Raw genomic sequence first — 22204 nt, forward strand, 5'->3', positions numbered from 1 at the left:
CCGCGCACCTAGCTCGCTTCCGGTTCGGTCATTGCAGCCGGATTCACCCACGTGTCAAAATCAGCCGCACTGACCTGCCCCGAAGCAAGCGCGACCTCCCGCAGCGAAGCCCCGCTGGCCTGAGCGGCGCGGGCCAGCTTGGCTGCGGCGTCGTACCCAATATGAGGAGCGAGTGCGGTGACCAGCATGAGATTGCGGTCCAGGTGCGCGGAGATGACGTCCGCGCGCGGGGTGATGCCGGCCGCGCAGAAACGTTCGAAGGTGCGCAGGGCGTCGCCGAGCAGGCGCAGCGCCTCCAGCACCGAAAACACCATGACTGGTTTGTAGACGTTGAGCTGGAAATTGCCCTGCGAACCGGCGAAAGCAACTGCGGCGTCGAAACCGAACACCGCGACGCAGACCTGGGTGAGGGCCTCCGCCTGGGTCGGATTCACCTTGCCCGGCATAATCGAGGAACCCGGCTCGTTATCGGGGATCGCGATTTCGCCGATGCCGGTGCGCGGGCCGGAAGCATACCAGCGAATATCGTTCACGATCTTCATGGCGGCGGTGGCCAGGGTGCGCAGGCTCGCCGAAAATGCTACGAGGTCATCGTGGGCAGCCAAGGCCGCGGGGAGATTATCCGCGGGACGGAACGGTAAACCGGTCGCCTCCTCGAGCAGCTCGCAGACCCGCGCCGCGAAACGCGGATGCGAATTCAGGCCGGTGCCCACCGCGGTCCCGCCCAGCGCCACCCGGTGCAGGCCCCGCGCCGCTGCCCGCACCCCCGCGAGCGCGCCCTCCAGTTGCGCTGCCCACGAACCCACCACCTGATCCCAGCGGATCGGGGTGGCGTCCTGAAGATGGGTGCGCCCCACCATCACCACGTGCGGGAACTGGCTCGCGCGAGCGCGGAACGTGGCCGCCAGGGCCTCCACCGCCGGGATGAGATGGCGGTGTGTTTCCCGAGCCACCGCCACATACATCGCGGTCGGGAAGGCATCATTCGAGGACTGGCCCTTATTGACGTGGTCATTGGGGTGCACCGGGCTTTTCCCGCCGCGTTGCCCGGTGGCGATCTCATTCGCGCGCGCGGCAATCACCTCATTGACGTTCATATTCGTTTGGGTGCCCGAACCGGTCTGGAAAACCTTGAGCGGGAATTCCGCGTCGAGCACCCCCTCGGCCACCTCGCTAGCCGCCGCGGTGATAAGCGAGGCGAGCTGCGGATCAAGCACCCCGAGCTCGGCATTCGCGCGGGCGGCAGCGCCTTTGAGCAGCCCAAAGGCGTGGATGAGGGGGCCGCCCCAGGTGTAGCGTTCCCCGCCGATGGGGAAATGCTGGAGCGAGCGGGCGGTCTGCGCGCCCCAGTAGTGCGCGGCGGGCACCTCGACCGGGCCCATCGAATCCGTTTCCGTGCGGGTGAGCTGAGCTGCGGCGGCGGGCTGCGTTGCGACGGCGGTGCCGGCCGCGCCGGTGAGCTGATCCTTTGTCATGATTCCAAGGGTAGCGCCTGCTATGTGCGCGCTGCCTCCGCCTGCTTGCCCGCGCCGCCGCGCACGCCACCCACGCTCGCCCTGCGCCGTCTCGCCTACGCCACCAAAGTGGCATCGCTCACGCCCGCGGTGTTTGGCCTGGAAAGCCGGCCGCGGGCGGGCCGCGAAGATCTGCGCGCGCTATGTTTATTAGGTAAAGTCAAGCGCGGACGAAGGAGGGTCATGGCTACGGAGCGACGGCGCGGTTCTCGGGCACTTGATACTCCCGCGCGCGGCAAACGCGCCTCGGCGCCCGCCACTTCTGCCACCACGGAAAAGGCTGCGCTCCGGGAAGACCGTGACCGACTGCGCGCCGAGTGTGAAAACCTGCGCGCGGAAAATACCCAACTGAATACCGATAATTTCCAGCTGCGCCGCGAGCATGAGGGCGCCCGCGCGGAGGCGGCCACTCTCCAGACCCGCGTAGCCGAGCTGGAGGGCCTGGTGGTGGATCTGCGTCGTCGTGAAAAAGAATTGGAGGCGGGCGTGGTCTATGCCTCGGGCGTGGAGCAGAGTGCCGTGACCGCGCAGGCCCGCAGCGAGGACGCGATGCGGCGTGCGGCCCGCCTGGTTGCGCGCGTGCGCGGTTTAGAGCAGCAGGTGGAAGAAGAACGACGGCGCTACGCGGCCCTCGAGGCGGCGGGGCGGGCTCGGGAGGCGCGCCTGACTGTGGATTCGGCGCGCACGTCGGCCGCGCATGAGGAACGTTATACCAGCCAGATCAGCACCCTTGAAGTGCAGCTGCGCGAGGCGCGGGCGCAGTTGGCCGCCACCCGCACCCAGCTGGAGACCAGCGAGGATGAGCTGGCCGAGGCGCAGGTGGAGCTGAGCGAGGCACAAACCCACGCGCAAACCCAGCGCTACCTGAGCCTCGGGATGGGCGGACTCGCGGCAGCGCTGGGTATTGCTCTGCTCATTATTCTTTTATAAGAATCACGCTATAAGAATCACGCACCTAGCGGTGCCGTGCGAACGGGCTACGCCTCCTCGCTCGTGACCTTTCCCCACCCATCAGCAGGGAAAAGCTGGCGGCGGAAAGCGAAGAAAGCCAGCACCCCCGCTAGCCACGTGGCACCCACGATAACGAAGAGCAGCGTGAGGCTGTGCGCGGAATCGGCCAGATATTGGGCCTCGGCCACGCCTTCCGGGCGGGCCGCCGCCGGCATCATCGAGCCCAAAATCGCGATACCAATCGAGGGTGAAATATTCATGGCCAGGTCGTTCATCCCCACCGCGCGCCCCGATTCGGAGACGTCCACGGTTCCCATCACGGTATTCACCACCGGCGCGTAGGCCAGGCCCAAGGCGCCGAAGAGGAACACCGCCGAAACGATAATTCCCCACAGGCCCTTATCCACCGTGAACGCGGCGAGGAAAGCACCGATGGCGGCGGATCCGCCCGCCAGCACAATGCCCATCCCACTACCGATTTTCGCCACGATCGCACCGCTTATCACGCCCATGACGGTCGCAACAACGTAACCGGCGAGCAGCACGAAGCCCATCTCCAGGGCCGTCTTGCCGTGGAAAATACCACCGGCGAGGTTGAAGAGCGGTGTCATGGCGTAATTACCGAAGTAGAAGAGCAGCACCAGGGAAACCGCCATGAGGTAGCGGCGATTCTGGAAGAACTCCGGGGTGACGAAGGGGTTCTTGGCCTTGGAAATGTAGATGATGAAGACGGCCAGGAGCACCGCGAAGGCACCCAGGTAAAGCCAGTTCATCGAGTTGAAGTACATGACCAGGGCCGTGACCGTAATGCCGGCCAGCAGGAACCCGGGAACGTCGATCCGCTGGGCCTGTCCGGAAACATCCGGGAGGCCCCGCCACAGGGTGGGGATGAAGAGCACCGAAATGAGCGGGATCGCGAAGAGCCACACCCAGGACATGGTGATGAGCCATCCGGCCGCCAGTACCCCGATGGCCGTGGAGAACTGGTAGGCCGCGGTGAAGACACCGAAATACAGCACCTTCTTCACTCCGGGAACATACTTGGTGGTGACCACCAGGTAGACGGATCCGGATACCTGGGTGCCCGCGGTTTGAATCGCGCGGGCAATAATAACCACCCAGATGGAGGATCGGGATGCCACCAGCCCCAACACCGAACCGATCACGATAAGCACAATGCCCACCATCATCATTTTGCGCAGGGAAACGAAATCACCGAGCGATCCGTAAATCACGCACACGATGCCCAGCACGATGCCGGGAATTGAGGTGATGAGCGGAGCGTATTCGACCGCATTGAGCTGCGTGCCGATGTCTTGGAAAACCAGGTTGAAGCCCTGGATCGTGAGAATTGAGGTAATGAAAATAATGATGAGTTGCGGCAGCGTGCGCACGGCAGCCGCGGTATCAACCTGAGATCGATCACGCGCGTCCACGATCAAATGCCTTTCAACAGCGAGGTGATGCGGGACATGAACTCGGAGAGGAAACGCTCCACGTCCACCGCGATGGCCACATCTGCGGTCTTGACCGGATCGTTGAGCCGCTCCTCATCGCAGATCGTGCGCCCGCGCACCGGTTCGTGCAGATCAACCTTGATATTGCAGGAGAAGAGCGTGACCAGCGAAGGATCAATCGCCACGGCCACGGCCAGCGGATCGTGCAAGCCGCAACCACCCAGATGTGGGGCGGTGGTTTCATACGCCTTGATATAGAAATCGGTAATATCAGCCAGGGCTGTTGCCGCCGGAGTTCCCAAGTCTCGCCACTGCTGGGTGTGTTCATACGTGAGCAGTGTTTGCAAGGTGACATCCAGGCCGATCATCGTGACGTGAGCACCCGAGCGGAAGAGCAGATCAGCAGCCTCCGGATCTTGGGAAATATTCGCTTCCATCACGTCATTGCAATTCCCGGGAACCGTGAGCGCACCGCCCATAATGACGATGCGGGCATTATCTTTGAATGTGGGGTCCAGTTCAATGGCACGAGCTAGGTTGGTCATGGGCCCGGTGGCAACAATAACGACGTCGCTACCGTATTCACGCACCGCTTCCACCATGAATTCGGAGGCCGGCGTGGTTTCTGCCACCCGATTCGAGGCTGGAATCTCAATCTCCCCGATGCCGTTTTTACCGTGAATAAATTCGGAAATCTCGAGGACCTCAAAACCGTCCTTTTCGCGAGCGTGCGGGATACCCGGATAGACCGGCACCTCCGGATGCCCAAAAAGATCGAGGAGGTCAAGATCGTTTTTTACACCGGTATCCAGGAGGACATTCCCGTAGGTGCCGGTGATGCCAATTAATTCGACTTCCGGTGAGCCGAGAGCGTAGGTGATTGCCAGGCAATCATCAACACCGGTGTCCAGGTCCAGAATCATCTTCATTGTGGTTCCTCCTTAGATTCGGTCAAAGCCTTCGTGCTGACCGTCATCACCACCCGGCACCCTTGCCGGATAGCATGAGTATACGAAACAAAAGCCGGTTATGGGCTCTTTAATGAAAGGGATAATGATGGTGTTTTCTGCCGCACTCACCTTCGGCGGCGAATTCACATCTCTCCCGTCCCGCTCCGGTCCGCGCGCACTCCCGGTTCCGCCCGACGCGGTGCTGGTGCAATCGGGGCGTCAGGCTCTCGGCCTCATCGCCCAGGCCCTCGCCGCCCGCGGCATCCGCAGCCTAATCGCGCCCGGATTCCTGTGCGCCACCGCGATTGAACCTTTCCAGCTGGAAGGCATCGGGGTCCACTGGGTGCAGGTCGGCCCGGACCTCCTCCCTGCCCCGGCCCGCCTCGCCGAACTCCTCACCGAGCCGCAGCGCTGCGCGGTCCTCATCTCCACCACCTTCGGCGCCTGGCCCACGCCAGAGTTGCGCTCCATGCTCGAGGGGTGGGAGCGCCGCGGTGGCGCCGTCGTCGCCGATCTCACGCACGCGCCCTTCAGTGCCGCAACTGCGCGAAAAGTTTCAACGCGTTATGCGGTGGCGTCTTTGCGGAAGTGGTTTCCGATTCCCGACGGCGCCTGGGCGCTCGGCGCCGCGCTTCCCGCCGCGGCTGCGGAAAATGCGTTGGCGCGCGAGGCGACGCGGTGCGGGCTGCTGCAATTGCGCGGGGAGGAGCACGACGGCGCAGCTGAGGCCGCCATCGATGCCGCTCTCAGCCCGAGCCCGATGAGCGGGGCGGCCCGGGATATTCTTGGCCACCTCGATGCCGCGGCGGCGTTGGAGCGGCGGCGGGCCAATGCCCGGGCTTTGCGCGCGGCCTTGGTGAGAGAGGGAGTTCCGGAGGCGGCGCTCTTCGGCGATGGCGAAGGAAGTGACCGGGCTATGAACGGCACGGCAACGAACAGCGCGGCGGACAGTAGCGAATCAACGAGCCACGCACCCTACGCCCTCGCCCTCCGTCTGGACGCGCTACCGTCAGGCTGGCCCGCCACGGATGATTCGCATAGCATTCCCGAACGCCTCGCCGCCCGCGGGGTGTACACACCCGCTTTTTGGCCGCGGCTCAGCCGCAGCGTGGACTGGCCGCATATCCTCGCCCTGCCCATTGACCAGCGCTACTGCCCCGGCCAGATGCCCGAGCTCGCCCGGCGGGTGGCGCAGGTATTGCGGGCAGAATAAGCCCGAGCCCCGCCCCTAGATTCGGCGTACCGATTCGCGCATGCGTAACGGCATATCCACCAGGTGAATATCGCGGTCCCCCGCGCCTTCTTCACCCAGGAGCCGGGTGGCAGTTTGCCCGATCTCCCAGTAGGGAATTGCGATGGTAGTGAGGGCCGGGTGAACGTAGAGCGCAATTTCGTCGTCGTCGAACGAAGCAATCGAGAGATCATCGGGCAGATGCATGCCGCGCCCCAAACATTGTTGAATCGCACCCAAAGAAATACGGTCGTTGAGAGCAAGAATCGCGGTGCACTCCGGGCCGTTATCCAGCAGCTCACCCATCGCCTCGTAACCGAGATCCGGGTCCCACAGCGTACCCGGGAAAATCTTCACCGGCTTGAGGCCCGCTTCCTCAAAAGCATCCAGGATTCCGTCAAAACGATGGCCGATGGTGGCGGAGATGCGCGGCTCGCGCAATTCGTCATCCATGCCGATAATCGCGATGTTGCGATGCCCCGCCTCGATAAGAACATTAGCCATGCGCCGCCCCGCCTCGTATTCGGCCGGGAGCACCGCCGGGAAACTTCCTTCCCGATCCGGCACCGCATTGCACACCACCACCGGCAGGCCACGCACGATCTCCGGCACGGTGATCATCTTCGCGCCCATTTCCGCGAAGATAAGCCCATCAACATTGCGATTGAGCATCTCACGTACCGAGTTCTCCGCGCGGCTCGCGCTATCCCCCACTTCCGCGAGGAACACAATTTTCTCCGCTTGGTCAGCGGCGTCGAGGATACCGCGCAGCATGGCCGAAGCGTAGCGCGTGACGGTAACGTCCCGGCTGATCACCCCGTAAATCCCGGTGGTATTGGTCCGCAAAGAACGCGCGGCCGGGTTAGGGCGGTAATTGAGAGCAGCCGCTGCCTCAATCACCCGATCCCGTACTTCTTGGGAGAGACGCGCGGGGCGATCATTGAGTACCAAGCTCACCGCGGTGGGTGAAACACCCGCTCGTTGTGCCACCTGAGCGATCGTCGCTCGCTTCATTCAACCTCCTCGCGCTGTTCTTCCCACCTGTGGGCCACAGCCTGAGCTAAGGGTATCTGATCACCAAGGTGACCAAGCTCACCCGCGCCTCCACATTGCGCATACTCACCGGCGGCCCTATAGTTTCTGGCAAGTGCTAAATGCATTTATCACGGTGCAAAGGTGCCGCGTGATGGTTCTTAGCACTCTCCCGCTTCCCGGGCGGGGCGCCAAACAAACCCAAGGAGGGGTGATGAGTAAAAGATTCCGGAAACTCACCGCACTAACATCCGCCGCTGCACTCGCTTTCACGCTGAGCGCCTGCAGTAAGGGCGGTACCTCGTCCCAAGGCAATGTCACGGACGGGAAACAAGAAGTCACCATGTGGACTCATAACGCCGGCAACGAAGAGGAGCTCGCCGCCATCGAGCAAATCGTTGCCGATTACAACGCACAATCCGATAAGTACCAGGTCACCATGCAGGCTTTCCCGCAGGCTTCCTATAACCAATCCGTGGTGGCGGCCGCTTCCTCCAATAGCCTCCCGTGCATTATGGATATTGACGGCCCCAATGTTCCTAACTGGGCCTGGGCCGGCTACCTTGCCCCGCTCGAAGGCATGGATGACACCCTCAATAAATTCCTCCCCACCACGGTGGGCCGCTACGATGACAAGATCTACTCCTACGGCTACTACGACGTGGCCCTCTCCATCATTACCCGCAAGTCCATCCTCGATGAATTCGGTATCCGCACCCCCACCGTGGATCAACCCTGGACGCGTGATGAGTTCACCGATGCGCTCGCCAAGGTGAAGGCTTCCGGGAAATACGCGGTACCTTTCGACATCAACACCGCTGATCAGGGCGAATGGTATCCCTATGCCTACTCCCCCTACTTGCAAAGCTTCGGCGGGGATCTTATCGACCGCTCGAAGTTCGAAAGTGCGGAAGGAGCCCTCAACGGCCCGGAAGCCCTGGAGTGGGCGAAGTGGATGCGTTCCCTGGTCACCGAGGGCTACACGCCGGCCAATGCGGGTTCGGATCCCACCCAGGACTTCATTAACGGCAAATCGGCTTTCTTGTGGATGGGTTCGTGGGCGGCGCAGCCCACCGAAGAGGCTTTTGGCGACGACGTCGTCTTCCTCCCGCCGCCCGATTTTGGCAAGGGTCCGAAGATTGGCGGCGGTTCCTGGCAGTGGGGTATGTCGCCGTCGTGCCCGGCCCCCGAGGGAGCGCTGGATTACATGAAGTTCGCCGCTCAGGATAAGTACGTGGCTTCGGTTTCGGTGGCTACCCGTAATATCCCGGCAACCGATGCCGCCACCGCGGAAGTTCCGGCCTTCGCCGAGGGCGGGAAGTACTCCATCTTCCGGGAGTTCTCTAAGAAGTACGCGGTGCTGCGCCCCGAAACTGCCGGCTACCCCTTCATCGCTACCGAATTCACCAAGGCAACCCAGGACATCCTCAACGGCGGGGATCCCAAGAAGATCCTCGACCAAACCGTGGCGAATATTGACGCCAACCAAAAAGCCAACGGCTTCTTCAAGTAACACCTGATGCGCGAGGCGCGTGAGCTACCATCGGCAGCTCACGCGCCCTGCCGAAAGGCCAGTGATATGACTTCTGCACCCCAGGCCACCGCGGAGAGTAAGCACGCGCTCCGGCCGGCGCCAGCATCTTCTCAGCGTGCCAAGCCAGCTGCTGCGCCGTCGCGAAAATACCGGCGCGAAACCTCCGCGCAAGCACGGGCCGGGTGGGGAATGCTGGCGCCCGCGGGAATCCTCATGCTGCTTTTCCTTGTGGTTCCCATCGTCCTGACCTTCGTTCTCGCGTTTACCGACGCGCGTCTCATCTCACCGCGCCCGATGCAATTCATCGGCCTGGAAAATTTTGAGCGGCTCTTTGGAACCGAGGTCTTTTGGGCGTCCTTGCGTAATACCCTCATTTTCGCTCTCGTTATTGTACCCGGGCAGTCGGGCCTGGCGCTTATTATGGCGCTACTCGTAAATAAGAAGTTCCCGGGCTTGAATTTCTTCCGCACTGTTTTCTTCCTGCCCATGGTCACCTCCATGGTGGTGGTCTCCATGCTGTGGCTCTTCATGTACCAGCCCGATGGCCTGCTCAACGCATTGCTGGCCAAGATTGGTATTTCCGGGCCGGATTGGTTGGGCGATCCCAGTTGGGCCCTCTTCGCCATTATCGTAATGTCCGCCTGGCAGGCCGCCGGGATGCATATGATTATTTGGCTTTCCGGCCTGCAAACAATCCCGGGTGAGCTTTACGAAGCTGCGGCTCTGGACGGGGCCTCAACCTGGCAGCAATTCAAACACGTGACCTGGCCGGGCCTGCGCCAAACCCGCACTTTTATTCTCATTACGATCACCATCGCAGCGTTCTCGCTGTTCACCCAGATCAATATTATGACGAAGGGCGGGCCCCTCGATTCCACCTCAACGGTGGTCTACCAGGCGGTGCGCACCGGATACGACCAGCAGCAAACCGGCTATGCCGCCGCGATTTCCCTGGTCTTCTTCGTCCTGGTTCTCGCCGTCAATCTGGTGCAACGCTATCTCACTCGCGATAAGGAGGCCCGCGCATGAGCACCGCGACGTCATCTCGCAGTATCCCCCGCGCCATTGGAATCTGGGCGCTGCGTATTGGGCTGGCCGCTATTTTCGGCCTGCCGCTCCTCTTCATGGTGGTCTCCAGTTTCAAACCGGATACCCAAATTTTCGGGGATATGGGCGGCCTGGAGGCTTTCCTCCCGGTGGGTGACCTCAGCTTCGATAATTACTCCGGAGTCTTCAACCGGGTACCTTTCTGGCGCTTCCTCCTCAACTCCATCATTATCTCGGTGTGCATCGTGGTTTTCGGGCTCATCGTCAATTCCATGGCGGCCTTCGCGCTCTCCCGCCTACAATTCCGGGGCCGCAAGATTTCGCTGACGCTGGTGATCGCCACCCTCATTGTTCCCTTCGAAACTCTGGCGCTGCCGCTGTTGTGGTGGGTTAATAAGCTCCCGTGGTTGGATGCGAACGGCTTCTCGCAGAGCTGGCTGGATACCTACCAGGTCCAGATTGTGCCCTTCATTGCCAATGCGCTCTCGATTTATCTCTTCTACCAGTACTTCGATTCCATTCCGCGCGAGCTGGACGAAGCGGCGCGCGTGGACGGGGCAAGCTGGTTCAAGATCTACCGTTCTATCGTCATGCCGCTTTCCGGCCCGGCGACCGCAACGGTCGCAATTCTGACGTTCCTGCCGGCGTGGAATTCCTACCTGTGGCCACTCATGACGGTGCGCTCGGAGGAGTTGCGCCCGGCGATGATCGGGATCGACTATTTCCAGCAGCTCAACGTATCCTGGGGCCAGATCATGGCGTTCTCCACGCTGATCACCGTTCCGGTCATCATGCTGTTCCTGGCTTTCCAGAAACAATTCGTCAATTCTATTGCCGCTTCCGGTATTAAGGGATAACCATGTCGCTTTCCTTTGAGTTCACCGCCGACCACGATGCGGCGCTGGCCCGGGCCCGCGCCGCGAATGCCCAGCTCGCCTCCGCCGTGAACCCGCGCTGGTATCCGCGTTTCCATATCGCGGCACCGGCCGGCTGGATCAACGACCCGAACGGCCTGGTCCACACCGGCGAGGAACTCCACGTTTTCTTCCAGCACCACCCCTATTCCACCGAGTGGGGGCCCATGCACTGGGGGCACGTGGTTTCCCGCGACGGCGCCACCTGGGAGCGCCGCCCCCTCGCCCTGGCTCCCTCACTGGAAGCCGACCGCGACGGCGTCTTCTCCGGCTCCGCGCTCCAGGCCCCCTGCGGGCACCTCGAAGTGTTCTATACCGGGAACCGCAATGTGGCGGAGCCGCCCGCCGGCGACAGCCTGACCACGAGCGAACTACCCGCCGGCGCCGGCGATCCCGATTCCGCCGGAGAACCGCCCGCCGGCGATACCGATTCTGTCGCCACAGCACCGCCCGCCAGCTGCGGGCAGTCGCAGTGCCGGGCGATCTCACGCGACGGAGTGACTTTTGAGAAGAAGGGCGTCGTCGTTCCTACCCCGGAAGGCGTGCGCGATTTCCGCGACCCGAAGGTCTGGCGCCACGGCGATACGTACCGCATGGTCGTGGGCGTGCAGAGCCGCGACCGCCGCGGCGAAGTGTGGATGTACACCTCCCCCGACCTGGCCCGTTGGACTTTCGACCGCGTGCTTTACCGCCACCCGGACCCGCGGGTGTTCATGCTCGAATGCCCCGATTTCTTCCCGCTCGGCGACACCTGGGTGCTGATTTTCTCGCCCATGGGCATCCGCCCGGAAGGTTTCGCGCATTGCAATGTCAATAGCGCGGGCTACCTGCTAGGCAGCTGGCGGCCCGGGGAAAGTTTTGAACCCGGCACGCCGTACCGCACCCTCAATTGGGGTCACAGTTTTTACGCGCCGCAGACCTGCCTCATCAACGGCCAGCGCACGCTTGTCGGCTGGATGGGCAGCTTCGGGCGCGCCCCGGCCTCCGCCGCCGACGGCTGGTCCGGCCAGCTCACGGTACCGATGAGCGTCCGCCTCGAGTCCGGTGAACTGTGCTTGCGGCCCACGCCCGCACTCGCGCGCCTGCGCGGCCGCTGTTTATGGAACGACGACGCCGCCCTTTCGGCCAGCGCGCCTACCATCCTCGCCCGGGATATCACCGCGGCGGATATTTCCGTGACTCTGCTTGCAGGTGCATGTGAACGGCTGCGCCTGCGCATCGGTTCGGATACCAGTTCGGTGAGCATCATCGTGGATCGCAATAGCGGCACCATCGGGGTGGATCGCGGCGGCGCGGTGGGCAACCTGGGCTACCGGGCCGCGCCCTGGGCTCCGGCCTACCGGCTCTGGGGTGAGCGCGCCGGCGAGATTGCGGGCGAATCTGCCGCCACGGGCGCCGCTGGCGCAACGAGTGCAGCAGCAGCCGGCACAACTAACGCCGCGGGCGCAGCGCCGCTGGCTCCGCTCGCTGAGCTGAGTTTCCGGGTTCTCGTGGATGCCGGCTCGGTGGAAGTGATCGCCGGGAACGGCGAGCGGGTGCTCTCCTCACTGGCTTTTGTTGAGGGCAAACGTGATATCACCCTCCTGGCTGAGGAGGGTGATATCACGGTCGCGGCCTCGATATGGGAGATGACGGATGCCTTCCCCCAGGCGGATTCGGCGCTAACAATCGACGCCGAAGCTGGAAGCTCGGCGAACTAAGCGCTTGTGCGTGGTGCCAGGCGGTTCCGCACTGGCACCACGCACTGACCACCACGCAGCGAACTAAGCGCGGGCGGGCGACCCTACCGGGCAACCGGCCCTACCGCGCAGCCGCGAGCGCGGCGCTGACGGTTTCGCTCAGTTCCTTCCAGGAGACGATGAATTTCTCCACGCCTTCGCTCTCAAGCTGGGCGGCCACATCGCCCATATCCACGCCCACCGCGGCAAGCTCTTCGAAGACCCGGTGAGCCTGGCCGTAGTTATCCCGCACGGTATCCCCGGTGATATCCGCGTGGTCCGCGGTAGCCTCCAGAGTTTTCTCCGGCATGGTGTTGACGGTGGCCGGTGCCACCAGCTCGGTGACGTAGAGAGTATCGGGATAATTCGGGTTCTTCACCCCGGTGGAAGCCCACAGCGGGCGCTGGGCATGCGCGTGATCCGCCGCGAGCGTAGCGAAACGTTCGGAGGCGAATTTCTTCTCGAAGATTTCGTAGACGAGCCGGGCGTTCGCCACCCCGGCCTTGCCGCGCAGCGCCAGGGCTTCCTCGGTGCCAATCTTTTCCAGGCGGGCATCCACTTCGGTATCCACGCGGGAAACGAAAAGTGAGGCCACCGAGTGAATATCGCTGAGCGCATGCCCGGAACGCTGAGCCTTTTCCAAACCAGCGAGGTAGGCATCCACCACTTCGCCGTAGCGCGCCAGGGAGAAAATGAGTGTAACGTTCACGGAGATCCCGTGTCCGATCACCTCGGTAATAGCCGGCAGCCCTTCTTTGGTGGCCGGGATTTTGATCATGGCGTTCGGGCGGTCCACCCGGTCCCACAGCTGGCGGGCCTGGGCCACGGTTGCCGAGGTATCATGCGCGAGTTCCGGGGAGACCTCGATGGAGACCCGCCCGTCTTCCCCGCCGGATTCGTCAAAAATGGGGCGGAAAATATCGCAGGCGTCCTGGACGTCCTTAATGATGATGTCGAAGATCGCTTCGTCGCCGTCCTTGCCGGCCGCGGCGGTGGCGGCCACCTGCTCGGTATAGCTTTCCCCATTGCGCAGGGCCGCGGCGAAAATCGTGGGATTCGTGGTCACGCCACGCACGGTATGCGTCTCGATAAGGGATGCGAGGTTCCCGGAAGCGATACGCTCCCGGGATAGATCGTCCAGCCAGATACTCACTCCGGCGGCGCTCAGGCTAGCGGTACTCATATTCGTGTCCTTTCTTGGTGGAGCCCGAACGGCTCTTAGTTATCCGCGGCGCTGCGGATCTCCAGGTCATGCGGGGCGGGATGGTCGAGGGTGCGGCCCACCGTGCAGGATCGCTCAATGGCCAGGTTCACGCGCCGGAGCAAGGCACCGCGCTGTTCTTCAGGCATATCGGCGAATTCCACCTCCAGAGCAGTGTGGAAAGCGGTGTAGCGGTTATTTGCCCGGTCCGCATCCGCGCTCACCGTGAAGGTGGCGCTATAGTCCTCCCCGAGGAGCTGCTCGAAACGAGAATCCGCGCTGAGGGCCTGGCAACCGGCCACCGCCAGCTGCATGAGTTCCCCGGGAGTGAATTGTTCGGGACCTTTCCCGATTTCCACGCTGGCACCGCGATCATTAACGGCGGTGAAATGAAGATGCCCGATACGCCGGGCAGAGAGCTGAGCCATAGCTACCTCCTTGTTTCTTTCACTTTACGGGAAAGCGCGGCCCCGTGGTGAGCGCGCTTTCCACCAGCGGAAAAACGACGACGCCGCCGCTGCCGCGGCATACTCCGAGCGGCACACTCTCAGCAGCACCCGCCATACGGCTAGTCGTAGTCCCCGTTTTTCCAGAGCCGCACCGGGGCTTCGCACCCGGCTTCCATAGCGGCAAAAGTTTGGGGTACGTCGATAATGCGCTGGTTCTTGGATCCGCGGAAGGTGAGGTCGCGAATGAACTGGGATTGGATAAAGGGCCCGTCTACCAGCACATCCACGTGAGAGAGAAGCTCACGTTTATCTTCGGTTTCTTCCAGGAGCTGCTCGAAGGTGTACCCGCTCCAGCTCCAAATCGTTTTGCTCGCCCCGAAGCGCTCCCGGAAACGCCGGGCCAGGGGCAGCAGCACCGGGGTATTGAGGAAGGGCTCGCCGCCCACGAAAGACACCCCGGCCACGTAGCTTTTCGCGCAATCCTCCAGGATGCGCTCTTCTAGTTCTTCTGTATAGGGCGTGCCGTAGCGGAAACTCTGGGCCGCAACGTTATAGCAGCCCGGGCATTTGAAGGGGCAGCCGGATACGTAGATGGCGCAGCGCACCCCTTCCCCATCCACCATGACGAAAGGCTTGTAATCAGCAACATAGCTGCGCGATAAGCGCCGCCCATCCCAGGCGCCGGGGCGCTTGGGTTGGTGCACCCCCGGAGCTTCCGGAGGTGTGGAGAGCAGGCGCAATTCTCGCATTCTTCCTTACCTTCTCACGGTCCCTGAGTCGCAATACTCCCCGCGCCCGGCACATTCGCCGAGTGCGGGGAGCCTTGCGAGAGTGCGCCCGCGACAAGCTAGGCACACCGGGCGCTGGGCGCTAGGGTGCTCAGGCCGCGCGGCACCGAACACCCACCGCGCTTAAGCGCAGGGACCGTCCATGTGCTTGACGCGGGAAATGATTTCCTCGTGCCGGCCGTGCACCATGGGGCGCTTGACCGGGTTACCGAGGTACCCGCAGGTGCGCTTGACAACATCGCAACGGTCGGGATCATCATTGCCGCAATTCGGGCACTTGAAACCTTCCGCCGTGGGATCGAATTCCCCGTTGAAGCCGCACTCGTAGCACTTATCAATAGGAGTATTGGTGCCCAGGTAGGCCACCTTATCGTAAGCGTAATCCCAGACCGCTTCCAGAGCCGCGGTGTTGTGGGTCAGCTTGGGGTACTCGCAGTAGTGGATGAAACCACCCTTGGTGTACTCCGCGTAGGGCGCTTCGAAGTCGATCTTCTCAAAGGGAGTGATCTTCTTGCGCACATCGTAGTGGAAGGAATTCGTGTAGTAGTCCTTCGCGGTGATATCCGGAACCGCACCGAAACGCTCGCGATCCATGGAGCAGAACCGGTTGGTGAGGGATTCAGCCGGGGTGGAGTACACGGAGAACCAGTAGGGGTACTCCTTCTTCCACTGGTCGGCGTACTGGCTCAGCCGGCGCACGATATCCAGGGTGAATTCCTTCGCTTCCGCGTTGTGCTCCCAATTCGGGCCGTAGAACGCGGTAGCCGCTTCGTACAGGCCAATGTAGCCAATGGAGAGCGTGGAACGCTGGTTGTGGAAGAACTTCGTGACGTCCTCATCGCCTTCTTCCGCGCGGATACCCAGGGCACCGTAGCGGTAGAGAATGGGGGCGTTTTCCGGAGTGGCATCCTCGCAGCGCTGGGCCCGGTAGACCAAAGCTTCCTTGACCACCTGCATGCGCTCATCGAAGATCTTCCAGAAACGCTGCTTATCCCCGCGCGCCTGCAGCGCGATACGCGGCACGTTGAGGGTGACTACACCCAGGTTATTACGCCCGGCGTTCACGGCCTCACCGGTTTCCGGATCCACCCACTTGGGCAGGAAGGAACGGCAACCCATGGGAGCCTTGTAATCACCTTCCAGCTCGGTGAGCCGGTCATAGGAAAGGACATCCGGGTACATGCGCTTCGTGGAGCATTCCAGGGCCAGCTGCTTAACGTCGTAATTAGGATCCTCAGGATTGAGGTTCACGCCGCGGCGCAGCCCGAAAACGAGCTTCGGGAAGATCGCGGTGTGGCCATCGGCCCCGATGCCCTTAATGCGAATGGTCAGGATCGCCTTCTGGATTTCCCGCTCGAAACGGTTGGTGCCCAAGCCGAAACCGAGGGTGACGAAAGGAGTCTGCCCGTTCGAGGAGTAGAGAGTATTGATCTCATACTCCAGGGACTGCATGGCATCGTAGATGTCCTTCTTCGTCTTTTCCCAGCAGTACTCATCGCGCTTATCTTCAGCGACCCAACGCTCGGCATCCTTGAGGTGCTTGGCGTAATTGAGTTCCGCGTAAGGGGCGAGCACTTCATCGCAGCGATCCACCGAGCAGCCACCGTACTGGCTGGAGGCCACATTCGCGATGATCTGGGCGATCTGCGCGGTAGCGGTGTTAATGGAACGCGGGGATTCCACCCGGGCGTTACCGATCTGGAAGCCATCACGGAGCATGCCTTCAATATCGATGAGGCAGCAATTGGTCATGGGCTGGAAGGGGTTGTAATCCAGATCGTGGAAGTGGATATCGCCCTTAATATGCGCATTGGCCACCGCCGGAGGCAGCAGGTACTTGAGGGCGTAGGCCTTGGCCACCGCACCCGCGGTCAGATCGCGCTGGGTGTTAAAAACAGTGGAGTCCTTATTGGCGTTCTCATTGACCACCGTCTTATCGCGCTGCATGAGCTTATCCAGAGAGCGCGAAATATCCATGGCCTGTTCGCGCGCGGTATCGCGATCGTGGCGGTACTCGATATAGGCGCGTGCTACCTGCGGATAGCGGGAAGCCATGAGCACGTTTTCCACTTCCGTTTGGATGGTGGGAACGTCAAGCTTGGCAGCATCAAGATGATCGATGACCGTGCGGGTGGCTTCCTCAACGAATGCGTAATCGTCGATGCCCTGGCTGTTCATTGCCAGCGCGATTGCGCGGTAGATCTTACCGGCGTCAAAGCTAACCGACCGACCGTCACGCTTGGTGACGACTACCCCCGTGGTCGTTGAGGTATCAATCAACATCTTGTGCCTCCGTAAAAATCGAACACTACATATAGTAGTCGGCCAGAATGACACCGGTGTGCTTCGTGCGCCACACGGATGCGTTTTTCGCCCCGCGCCCGCCGCGCCCAGCCCCGTAAAGGGCGACGCCGCGCCACTCTCGCCCCGCGCCCGCCGGATTTATGATGTGCAACACATTTTTTCGGCGCCGCGTTTCGCGTCCACCGGGCGAGCTTACCACTACCTATAGGGGCACCACCCGCCCACCACCCCTACATCTTGCGATCCAGAAGAAAATGGCTCCAAACCGCCATTTCCACCCCAGGCCGGCCCGCAGCCAGCTGGCGACGTCGTCGTACTTCATCACCGCGAGCCACAGTTTTAGTGGTCTAGCCCACAAATAGCGCGCTAACGCGAACGTAAGTTAACCCAATACTGTTGCACGCGTTTATTATCGGATGTGGTGGCGTACGCCACCCGGGTACTCAACCGAGGATCCGCTCGAGATGCCAGCGCTGCCGTCCACGCGGACCGCGCCGGCCCATATAAATGGAGTTTCAGCTATGAGTGCACCAGCCGACACTGCTCTTCCGAGCTATAGCGAAGAAGAGGAAAAATATATTATCCGGAACCGCCACGGTGTTCCGGTCGGAACAAAACCGCATACGAAGTGGACGCTGCCGCGCATCGCGGTGTGGGTCCTCGTAACAGCCCTCGGCGTTGCGGGCTGGTACATGCTCGCCTTCTATCGCGGTGAACAAGTCAATACCGCGTGGTTCGTGGTGACGTCGGTCTGCACCTACATGATCGCCTACCGCTTCTACGCGCTCTTTATTCAAAAAACCATTATGAAGCCCGACGATTCCAACGCGACGCCGGCCGAACGCATCAATAACGGACGCGATTTCGACCCGACGAACCGCGTGGTGCTCTACGGGCATCACTTCGCCGCTATCGCCGGCGCCGGCCCGCTGGTGGGCCCGGTGCTGGCCGCCCAGATGGGCTACCTGCCCGGCACCCTGTGGATTATCTTCGGGGTGTGCGTGGCCGGTGCCGTCCAGGACATGCTCGTCCTCTTCTTCTCCATGCGTCGCGGCGGGCGCAGCCTCGGCCAGATGGCCGTGGATGAAATCGGGAAGATCGGCGGGGCCGTGGCCGCGGTCATGATCCTCGTTATGCTCATGATCGTGCTGGCCGTGCTCGCCATGATCTGCGTGAACGCGCTGGCCGATTCGCCCTGGGGTGTTTTCGCCGTCGGTATGACGATCCCCATCGCGCTGTGCATGGGCCTGTGGCTGCGCTTCGTGCAGCCCGGCAATATCACAATGGTGTCCATCGTTGGGTTCATTGCGCTGCTCGGTGCGATTATCGGGGGCCGCTACGTGGCGGAATCCGATTTCGGCCAGGCGTTCTTGCACCTGTCCCCCACCACCCTCGTGTGGTGCATGATTGTGTACGGTTTCTTCGCGGCCGTGCTGCCGGTCTGGCTGCTCCTCACCCCGCGTGACTACCTGTCCACCTTCATGAAGGTCGGCACTATCGTGGTGCTGGCGCTGGGCATCCTCATCGTGCGCCCGCTGGTGGAAATGCCGGCCGTCACCGAATTCGCTTCGAATACGGACGGCCCGGTATTCGCCGGGGAACTCTTCCCCTTCCTCTTTATTACCATCGCCTGCGGGGCGCTTTCCGGGATGCACGCAACGGTCTCCTCGGGTACCTCCCCGAAGATGATCCAGAAGGAATCCCAGGTCCGCATGATCGGCTACGGCGGCATGCTCATGGAATCCTTCGTGGCGATTATGGCGCTCGCGGCGGCCTCCTCCCTCAATATGGGTATCTACTTCGGTATGAATACCTCCGAGCACACCACCGATAAGCTGGCGGGCACGGCCATCGTGCAGATGACCGATAACCGCTCCGAGCTCTCGGCGGCCGCGGTGCAAAACCTCGCGGTCACCGATACCCACGGTAATTCGGTGGAAGCCCGCTGGGAATCCTGGGATGAGAACGGCAATGAGAAGACCTACGTGGGCGCGGAAGCCTTCGATAAGGTCGCCGAGGACGTTGGGGAAACCTCCGTCACCTCGCGTACCGGTGGTGCGCCCACCCTCGCGGTGGCCATCGCCCATATTCTGCACCAGGTGGGTGGCGGCCAGGCCATGATGGGCTTCTGGTACCACTTCGCGATTATGTTCGAGGCGCTGTTCATTCTCTCCGCCGTGGACGCCGTGACCCGCGTGGCCCGCTTCCAGCTGGGCGACGCCCTGGGCAATGTGCTGCCCAAGTTCAAGGATCCCTCCTGGCGAGTGGGCGCGTGGATTACCACGGCCGTGGTGGTGGCGGCCTGGGGTTCGCTGCTGCTCATGGGCGTGACCGACCCGCGCGGCGGTATCCAAACCCTCTACCCGCTCTTCGGCGTAGCTAACCAGCTCATCGCCGCTTTGGCCCTAATTTTGTGCACCGTGGTGGTGGTCAATAAGGGCTGGGCGAAGTGGGCCTGGATCCCGGGCATCGCCGCAACCTTCGACCTGATCGTCACCTTCGCGGCGTCCTGGCAGAAGATCTTCTCCACCGACGCCGCCATCGGGTACTTCACCCAGAACACCAACGCGAAGGCAGCGCTCGCGAAGGCGCAGGCCGCCGGGGATACCGAAGCCATCGGCATCCAGTCCGCGATTGTGCGTAACACCTTTATCCAGGGCTGGCTCTCGGTCATCTTCCTGGCCACGGTGGCCTTCGTGCTGGTCTGCGCGATTATCAAGATCATCCGGGTGATCACCGCGAAGAAGTACGTGACCTCCGAGGATCCCTACCAGGAGTCCAACTTCTACGCGCCCACCCAGCTCTTCCCGACCAAGTTGGAGAAGAAGGTGGTGGCGGAATACGCCGCCGTGGGCGACCCGGCTTTGATTCCCGGTTACGATCACCGTAAGGGTGCGGGCGCGCACGGTACCGGTTCCGGTACGACGACGCCGCCAGCTGCCACGGCGAGCTCTGCCAGCGACTCGGATTCTTCCGGGTCCGCTCAGAGCTAGGAGATCAGGCCGATGTTCATGACCCAGCTCCGCGCCTTCGCGGCGCACGCTCGCGGCCTGTGGCGGGATTTCACCGGCGAATCGGCTTACGAGAAATACGTAGCCCGGCACGCCCGTGAACATCCCGATCACCCGCCGCTCGCCAAGCGCGAGTTCTGGCGCCAGCGCGCAGCCTTCGACGAGGAGAATGTCTCCACCGGCTGCTGCTAAGCGCTAGGCTTGGCGTTCATCGCCGGGCATTCGGCTTGGCGTTCATCGCCGAGCGCTGAGCTGGCGTTAGGCGCCGGGCGCATCCGCTAAGCCGGCCGAATGCGTCGGCTGGCGTTCATCGCCGGGCTGGAAACTGGCCATCTGCACCGCTCCCCGAACCTCGGACTTCGGTCCGCCGTTCGGGGAGCGGTGCTTTGTCCCCTTCCTTTGCGTCCCCTTTTCCTGCTTCACACAAAATGCAACGGCAACTACATTAAGTTTTCCAAATCATGCGCTGGCGTTGCTTTCTGTGAGCTCCCACCTTGAGACGTTGCATTCTGACCAGATTCCCTGCCAAGAAGTTGCTTTCTGTTGGAGCTCGTGTCGAGAGGTTGCTGTGAGACTTGTGTGTAGCTGATCTGGGATCGGCTGGCAGGATAGATCATAGCCACGGTGGCGTGCCTCACCAGGTTGCTGACCTGCCCGCACCAGGCCTAAACAGCCTGGAAAACACGCGGGAGTGTCTTGAGTGATGACATGGCCGCCACCATGGCTATGGCCTGTCCCGGCCGGTTCATACTGGCTTGATTAGAAGCACGTCCACCAAGAGTGTGACTCTCCACAGTGATGCCGATGAACCAACCCTGAAAAGGAAAACGAACTCCCGCCAGGGCGTCGGGACAGACACCCGATAGACACAACCAAGAAAGGGCTGTATCCACATGGCAATTGTCGCACACCACTACACATACGTCATCGGGGTGGACACCCACGCGAAAAAACACGTGTTCTCCATCCTGGAATGCCCCACCGGCATCGAGGTCATCAACCAGGCCTTCGCGAACACCACGCCCGGGCATACCCGAGCCGCCACCTGGATCGCGAAACACGCCACTAAGGACACCGCTAATGTGCTTATCGTGGTGGAAGGCACTGCCTCGTATGGGGCCACCCTCACCCGTTTCCTTCAAGGCAAGGGCTATACCGTGGTGGAAGCACCCCGCCCGGACAGGAAGGGCCGCTACCAACCTAAAACCGATAAGATCGATGCCTACCACATCGCCTGGCGGGCCTTGAAACTCGAGGAAAACGCCCTGACCATCCCCAGGCAAGGCACAGAGCGTGAAGCCTTACGTATCCTCATGGCAAGCCGGCGCCAACTCACACGCACGAAAACCGCGCAAATAAACGCCCTAACCGCACTCGTGCGGACAATCGATGTGGGGGTGGATGCCCGCCGGCCCCTCACTACCGCCCAGATTAGCGGCCTGGCTAGGCTAGAGAATGTTCCTGGTGAGGATATCCAGATGGTGATCGCTAAGCAAGAAGCCCGGCGTTGGGCTCAAAGCATCCTCGACCTTGGAAAGTGTTTGGAGGAGAATCTGGGGCAGATCAAGATGATTGTCCAGCTAGTGGCCCCACTTTTACTTGATTTACCGGGAATAGGGCCTTTTGCTGCCGGGCAGATCATTGTCTCGTTTTCCCATGCTGGGCGTGTTCGTAGTGAAGCGGCTTTCGCTTCCCTAGCAGGTGTGTGTCCGATTCCGGCGTGTTCGGGTAACACGGTACGTTATCGGCTTAGTCGGGGTGGGGATCGGGCGTTGAACCATGCTTTACATATGGCGGTGTTAGTGCGTATGAGGTCGGATGAGGAAACCCGGGCGTATGTGGATAAGCGCCTTGGTGAGGGCAAAACGAAACGCGAGGTTATACGTGTGCTTAAACGCTACCTGGCCCGGCGGGTGTATCGCCTCTTGACCAGGCATATGCGTGCCGAGGACACCATACTTGCCTCTTGACAACATATAGAAGCGTCATTTTGTGGGCTTCGCAGTCGAGGCGTTGCTTTTTATTCTTATTCGGGTTGAGAGGTTGCCTTCTATGTGCCGATGCGTCAGGACGTTGCTTTTTGTGATCGCCGAGAGGGTGTCC

The 22204-nt window shown here is 61.7% G+C and carries 17 protein-coding genes; 9 read left to right on the plus strand and 8 right to left on the minus strand.

What is annotated here, in order from left to right:
- Positions 1-8: 8 nt before the first annotated feature.
- Entirely contained in the window at positions 9-1382 is a 1374-nt protein-coding gene (locus ACRQEC_RS08650) for a class II fumarate hydratase (RefSeq protein WP_301575467.1), read from the minus strand.
- A gap of 315 nt (positions 1383-1697) precedes the next feature.
- Here ACRQEC_RS08650 and ACRQEC_RS08655 point away from each other — a divergent pair, with 315 nt between their 5' ends.
- Positions 1698-2444 (plus strand): hypothetical protein, encoded by a 747-nt coding sequence (locus tag ACRQEC_RS08655; RefSeq protein WP_301575457.1) that lies wholly within the window; start codon positions 1698-1700, stop codon positions 2442-2444.
- A 47-nt stretch (positions 2445-2491) separates the two neighbouring features.
- Here ACRQEC_RS08655 and ACRQEC_RS08660 read toward each other — a convergent pair whose 3' ends face one another.
- Entirely contained in the window at positions 2492-3901 is a 1410-nt protein-coding gene (locus ACRQEC_RS08660; RefSeq protein WP_301575458.1) for an MFS transporter, read from the minus strand.
- Positions 3902-3903: 2 nt separating this feature from the next.
- Complete coding sequence (locus ACRQEC_RS08665; RefSeq protein ID WP_301575468.1) at positions 3904-4845, minus strand: nucleoside hydrolase; 942 nt, start codon at positions 4843-4845, stop codon at positions 3904-3906.
- Positions 4846-4975: 130 nt separating this feature from the next.
- On the opposite strand from ACRQEC_RS08665, the gene ACRQEC_RS08670 reads away from it, so the two are divergent.
- Positions 4976-6085 (plus strand): hypothetical protein, encoded by a 1110-nt coding sequence (locus tag ACRQEC_RS08670; protein WP_301575459.1) that lies wholly within the window; start codon positions 4976-4978, stop codon positions 6083-6085.
- Between the two features lie 15 nt (positions 6086-6100).
- Here ACRQEC_RS08670 and ACRQEC_RS08675 read toward each other — a convergent pair whose 3' ends face one another.
- Entirely contained in the window at positions 6101-7117 is a 1017-nt protein-coding gene (locus ACRQEC_RS08675) for a LacI family DNA-binding transcriptional regulator (protein WP_301575460.1), read from the minus strand.
- 232 nt (positions 7118-7349) lie between these two features.
- Here ACRQEC_RS08675 and ACRQEC_RS08680 point away from each other — a divergent pair, with 232 nt between their 5' ends.
- The 4 genes from ACRQEC_RS08680 to ACRQEC_RS08695 all read left to right on the plus strand — a co-directional run bounded on the left by ACRQEC_RS08680 (position 7350) and on the right by ACRQEC_RS08695 (position 12330).
- Complete coding sequence (locus ACRQEC_RS08680; protein ID WP_301575461.1) at positions 7350-8648, plus strand: ABC transporter substrate-binding protein; 1299 nt, start codon at positions 7350-7352, stop codon at positions 8646-8648.
- A 66-nt stretch (positions 8649-8714) separates the two neighbouring features.
- The gene (locus ACRQEC_RS08685; protein WP_301575462.1) at positions 8715-9698 is read left to right on the plus strand and encodes a carbohydrate ABC transporter permease; all 984 of its coding nucleotides are present in this window, start codon (positions 8715-8717) and stop codon (positions 9696-9698) included.
- Complete coding sequence (locus ACRQEC_RS08690) at positions 9695-10573, plus strand: carbohydrate ABC transporter permease (protein WP_301575463.1); 879 nt, start codon at positions 9695-9697, stop codon at positions 10571-10573. The genes ACRQEC_RS08685 and ACRQEC_RS08690 overlap by 4 nt, the downstream gene beginning before the upstream one ends.
- A gap of 2 nt (positions 10574-10575) precedes the next feature.
- Positions 10576-12330, plus strand: coding sequence for a glycoside hydrolase family 32 protein (locus tag ACRQEC_RS08695; RefSeq protein ID WP_301575464.1), 1755 nt, complete (start codon positions 10576-10578; stop codon positions 12328-12330).
- Between the two features lie 100 nt (positions 12331-12430).
- On the opposite strand, the gene tal is transcribed toward ACRQEC_RS08695, so the two are convergent.
- The 4 genes from tal to nrdD form a co-directional block, all read right to left on the minus strand.
- A complete protein-coding gene (gene tal, locus ACRQEC_RS08700; RefSeq protein ID WP_301575465.1) occupies positions 12431-13531 on the minus strand; it encodes a transaldolase in 1101 nt (366 codons plus the stop codon).
- A gap of 35 nt (positions 13532-13566) precedes the next feature.
- Complete coding sequence (locus ACRQEC_RS08705; protein ID WP_026429197.1) at positions 13567-13977, minus strand: OsmC family protein; 411 nt, start codon at positions 13975-13977, stop codon at positions 13567-13569.
- 140 nt (positions 13978-14117) lie between these two features.
- Positions 14118-14747 carry an anaerobic ribonucleoside-triphosphate reductase activating protein gene (nrdG, locus tag ACRQEC_RS08710; protein WP_301575466.1) on the minus strand — a complete coding sequence of 210 codons (630 nt, stop codon included), beginning with the start codon at positions 14745-14747 and terminating at the stop codon, positions 14118-14120.
- Between the two features lie 162 nt (positions 14748-14909).
- On the minus strand, positions 14910-17069 hold the full coding sequence (nrdD, locus tag ACRQEC_RS08715; RefSeq protein ID WP_026429199.1) for an anaerobic ribonucleoside-triphosphate reductase: 2160 nt from the start codon (positions 17067-17069) through the stop codon (positions 14910-14912).
- A 542-nt stretch (positions 17070-17611) separates the two neighbouring features.
- Between nrdD and ACRQEC_RS08720 the strand changes: the two genes are divergently transcribed.
- The 3 genes from ACRQEC_RS08720 to ACRQEC_RS08730 all read left to right on the plus strand — a co-directional run bounded on the left by ACRQEC_RS08720 (position 17612) and on the right by ACRQEC_RS08730 (position 22071).
- Positions 17612-20083, plus strand: coding sequence for a carbon starvation CstA family protein (locus ACRQEC_RS08720; RefSeq protein WP_284890535.1), 2472 nt, complete (start codon positions 17612-17614; stop codon positions 20081-20083).
- A 12-nt stretch (positions 20084-20095) separates the two neighbouring features.
- Positions 20096-20293, plus strand: a complete 198-nt coding sequence (locus ACRQEC_RS08725) for a YbdD/YjiX family protein (RefSeq protein WP_051278537.1) — start codon at positions 20096-20098, stop codon at positions 20291-20293.
- Between the two features lie 701 nt (positions 20294-20994).
- Entirely contained in the window at positions 20995-22071 is a 1077-nt protein-coding gene (locus ACRQEC_RS08730) for an IS110 family RNA-guided transposase (protein ID WP_284890628.1), read from the plus strand.
- The last annotated feature ends 133 nt before the right edge of the window (positions 22072-22204 follow it).

This window comes from Actinotignum saccati (assembly GCF_051265055.1).
Taxonomy (GTDB): Bacteria; Actinomycetota; Actinomycetes; order Actinomycetales; family Actinomycetaceae; genus Actinotignum.

Excerpts from the sequence above, each read along its gene's own strand:
- ACRQEC_RS08725 (WP_051278537.1), top strand. The coding sequence starts at position 20,096 with ATGTTCATGACCCAGCTCCGCGCCTTCGCGGCGCACGCTCGCGGCCTG.
- nrdG (WP_301575466.1), bottom strand. The coding sequence starts at position 14,747 with ATGCGAGAATTGCGCCTGCTCTCCACACCTCCGGAAGCTCCGGGGGTG.
- ACRQEC_RS08695 (WP_301575464.1), top strand. The coding sequence starts at position 10,576 with ATGTCGCTTTCCTTTGAGTTCACCGCCGACCACGATGCGGCGCTGGCC.
- nrdD (WP_026429199.1), bottom strand. The coding sequence starts at position 17,069 with ATGTTGATTGATACCTCAACGACCACGGGGGTAGTCGTCACCAAGCGT.
- ACRQEC_RS08690 (WP_301575463.1), top strand. The coding sequence starts at position 9,695 with ATGAGCACCGCGACGTCATCTCGCAGTATCCCCCGCGCCATTGGAATC.
- ACRQEC_RS08675 (WP_301575460.1), bottom strand. The coding sequence starts at position 7,117 with ATGAAGCGAGCGACGATCGCTCAGGTGGCACAACGAGCGGGTGTTTCA.
- ACRQEC_RS08665 (WP_301575468.1), bottom strand. The coding sequence starts at position 4,845 with ATGATTCTGGACCTGGACACCGGTGTTGATGATTGCCTGGCAATCACC.
- ACRQEC_RS08650 (WP_301575467.1), bottom strand. The coding sequence starts at position 1,382 with ATGGGCCCGGTCGAGGTGCCCGCCGCGCACTACTGGGGCGCGCAGACC.
- ACRQEC_RS08705 (WP_026429197.1), bottom strand. The coding sequence starts at position 13,977 with ATGGCTCAGCTCTCTGCCCGGCGTATCGGGCATCTTCATTTCACCGCC.
- ACRQEC_RS08720 (WP_284890535.1), top strand. The coding sequence starts at position 17,612 with ATGAGTGCACCAGCCGACACTGCTCTTCCGAGCTATAGCGAAGAAGAG.
- ACRQEC_RS08655 (WP_301575457.1), top strand. The coding sequence starts at position 1,698 with ATGGCTACGGAGCGACGGCGCGGTTCTCGGGCACTTGATACTCCCGCG.
- ACRQEC_RS08670 (WP_301575459.1), top strand. The coding sequence starts at position 4,976 with ATGATGGTGTTTTCTGCCGCACTCACCTTCGGCGGCGAATTCACATCT.
- ACRQEC_RS08730 (WP_284890628.1), top strand. The coding sequence starts at position 20,995 with ATGGCAATTGTCGCACACCACTACACATACGTCATCGGGGTGGACACC.
- tal (WP_301575465.1), bottom strand. The coding sequence starts at position 13,531 with ATGAGTACCGCTAGCCTGAGCGCCGCCGGAGTGAGTATCTGGCTGGAC.
- ACRQEC_RS08680 (WP_301575461.1), top strand. The coding sequence starts at position 7,350 with ATGAGTAAAAGATTCCGGAAACTCACCGCACTAACATCCGCCGCTGCA.
- ACRQEC_RS08685 (WP_301575462.1), top strand. The coding sequence starts at position 8,715 with ATGACTTCTGCACCCCAGGCCACCGCGGAGAGTAAGCACGCGCTCCGG.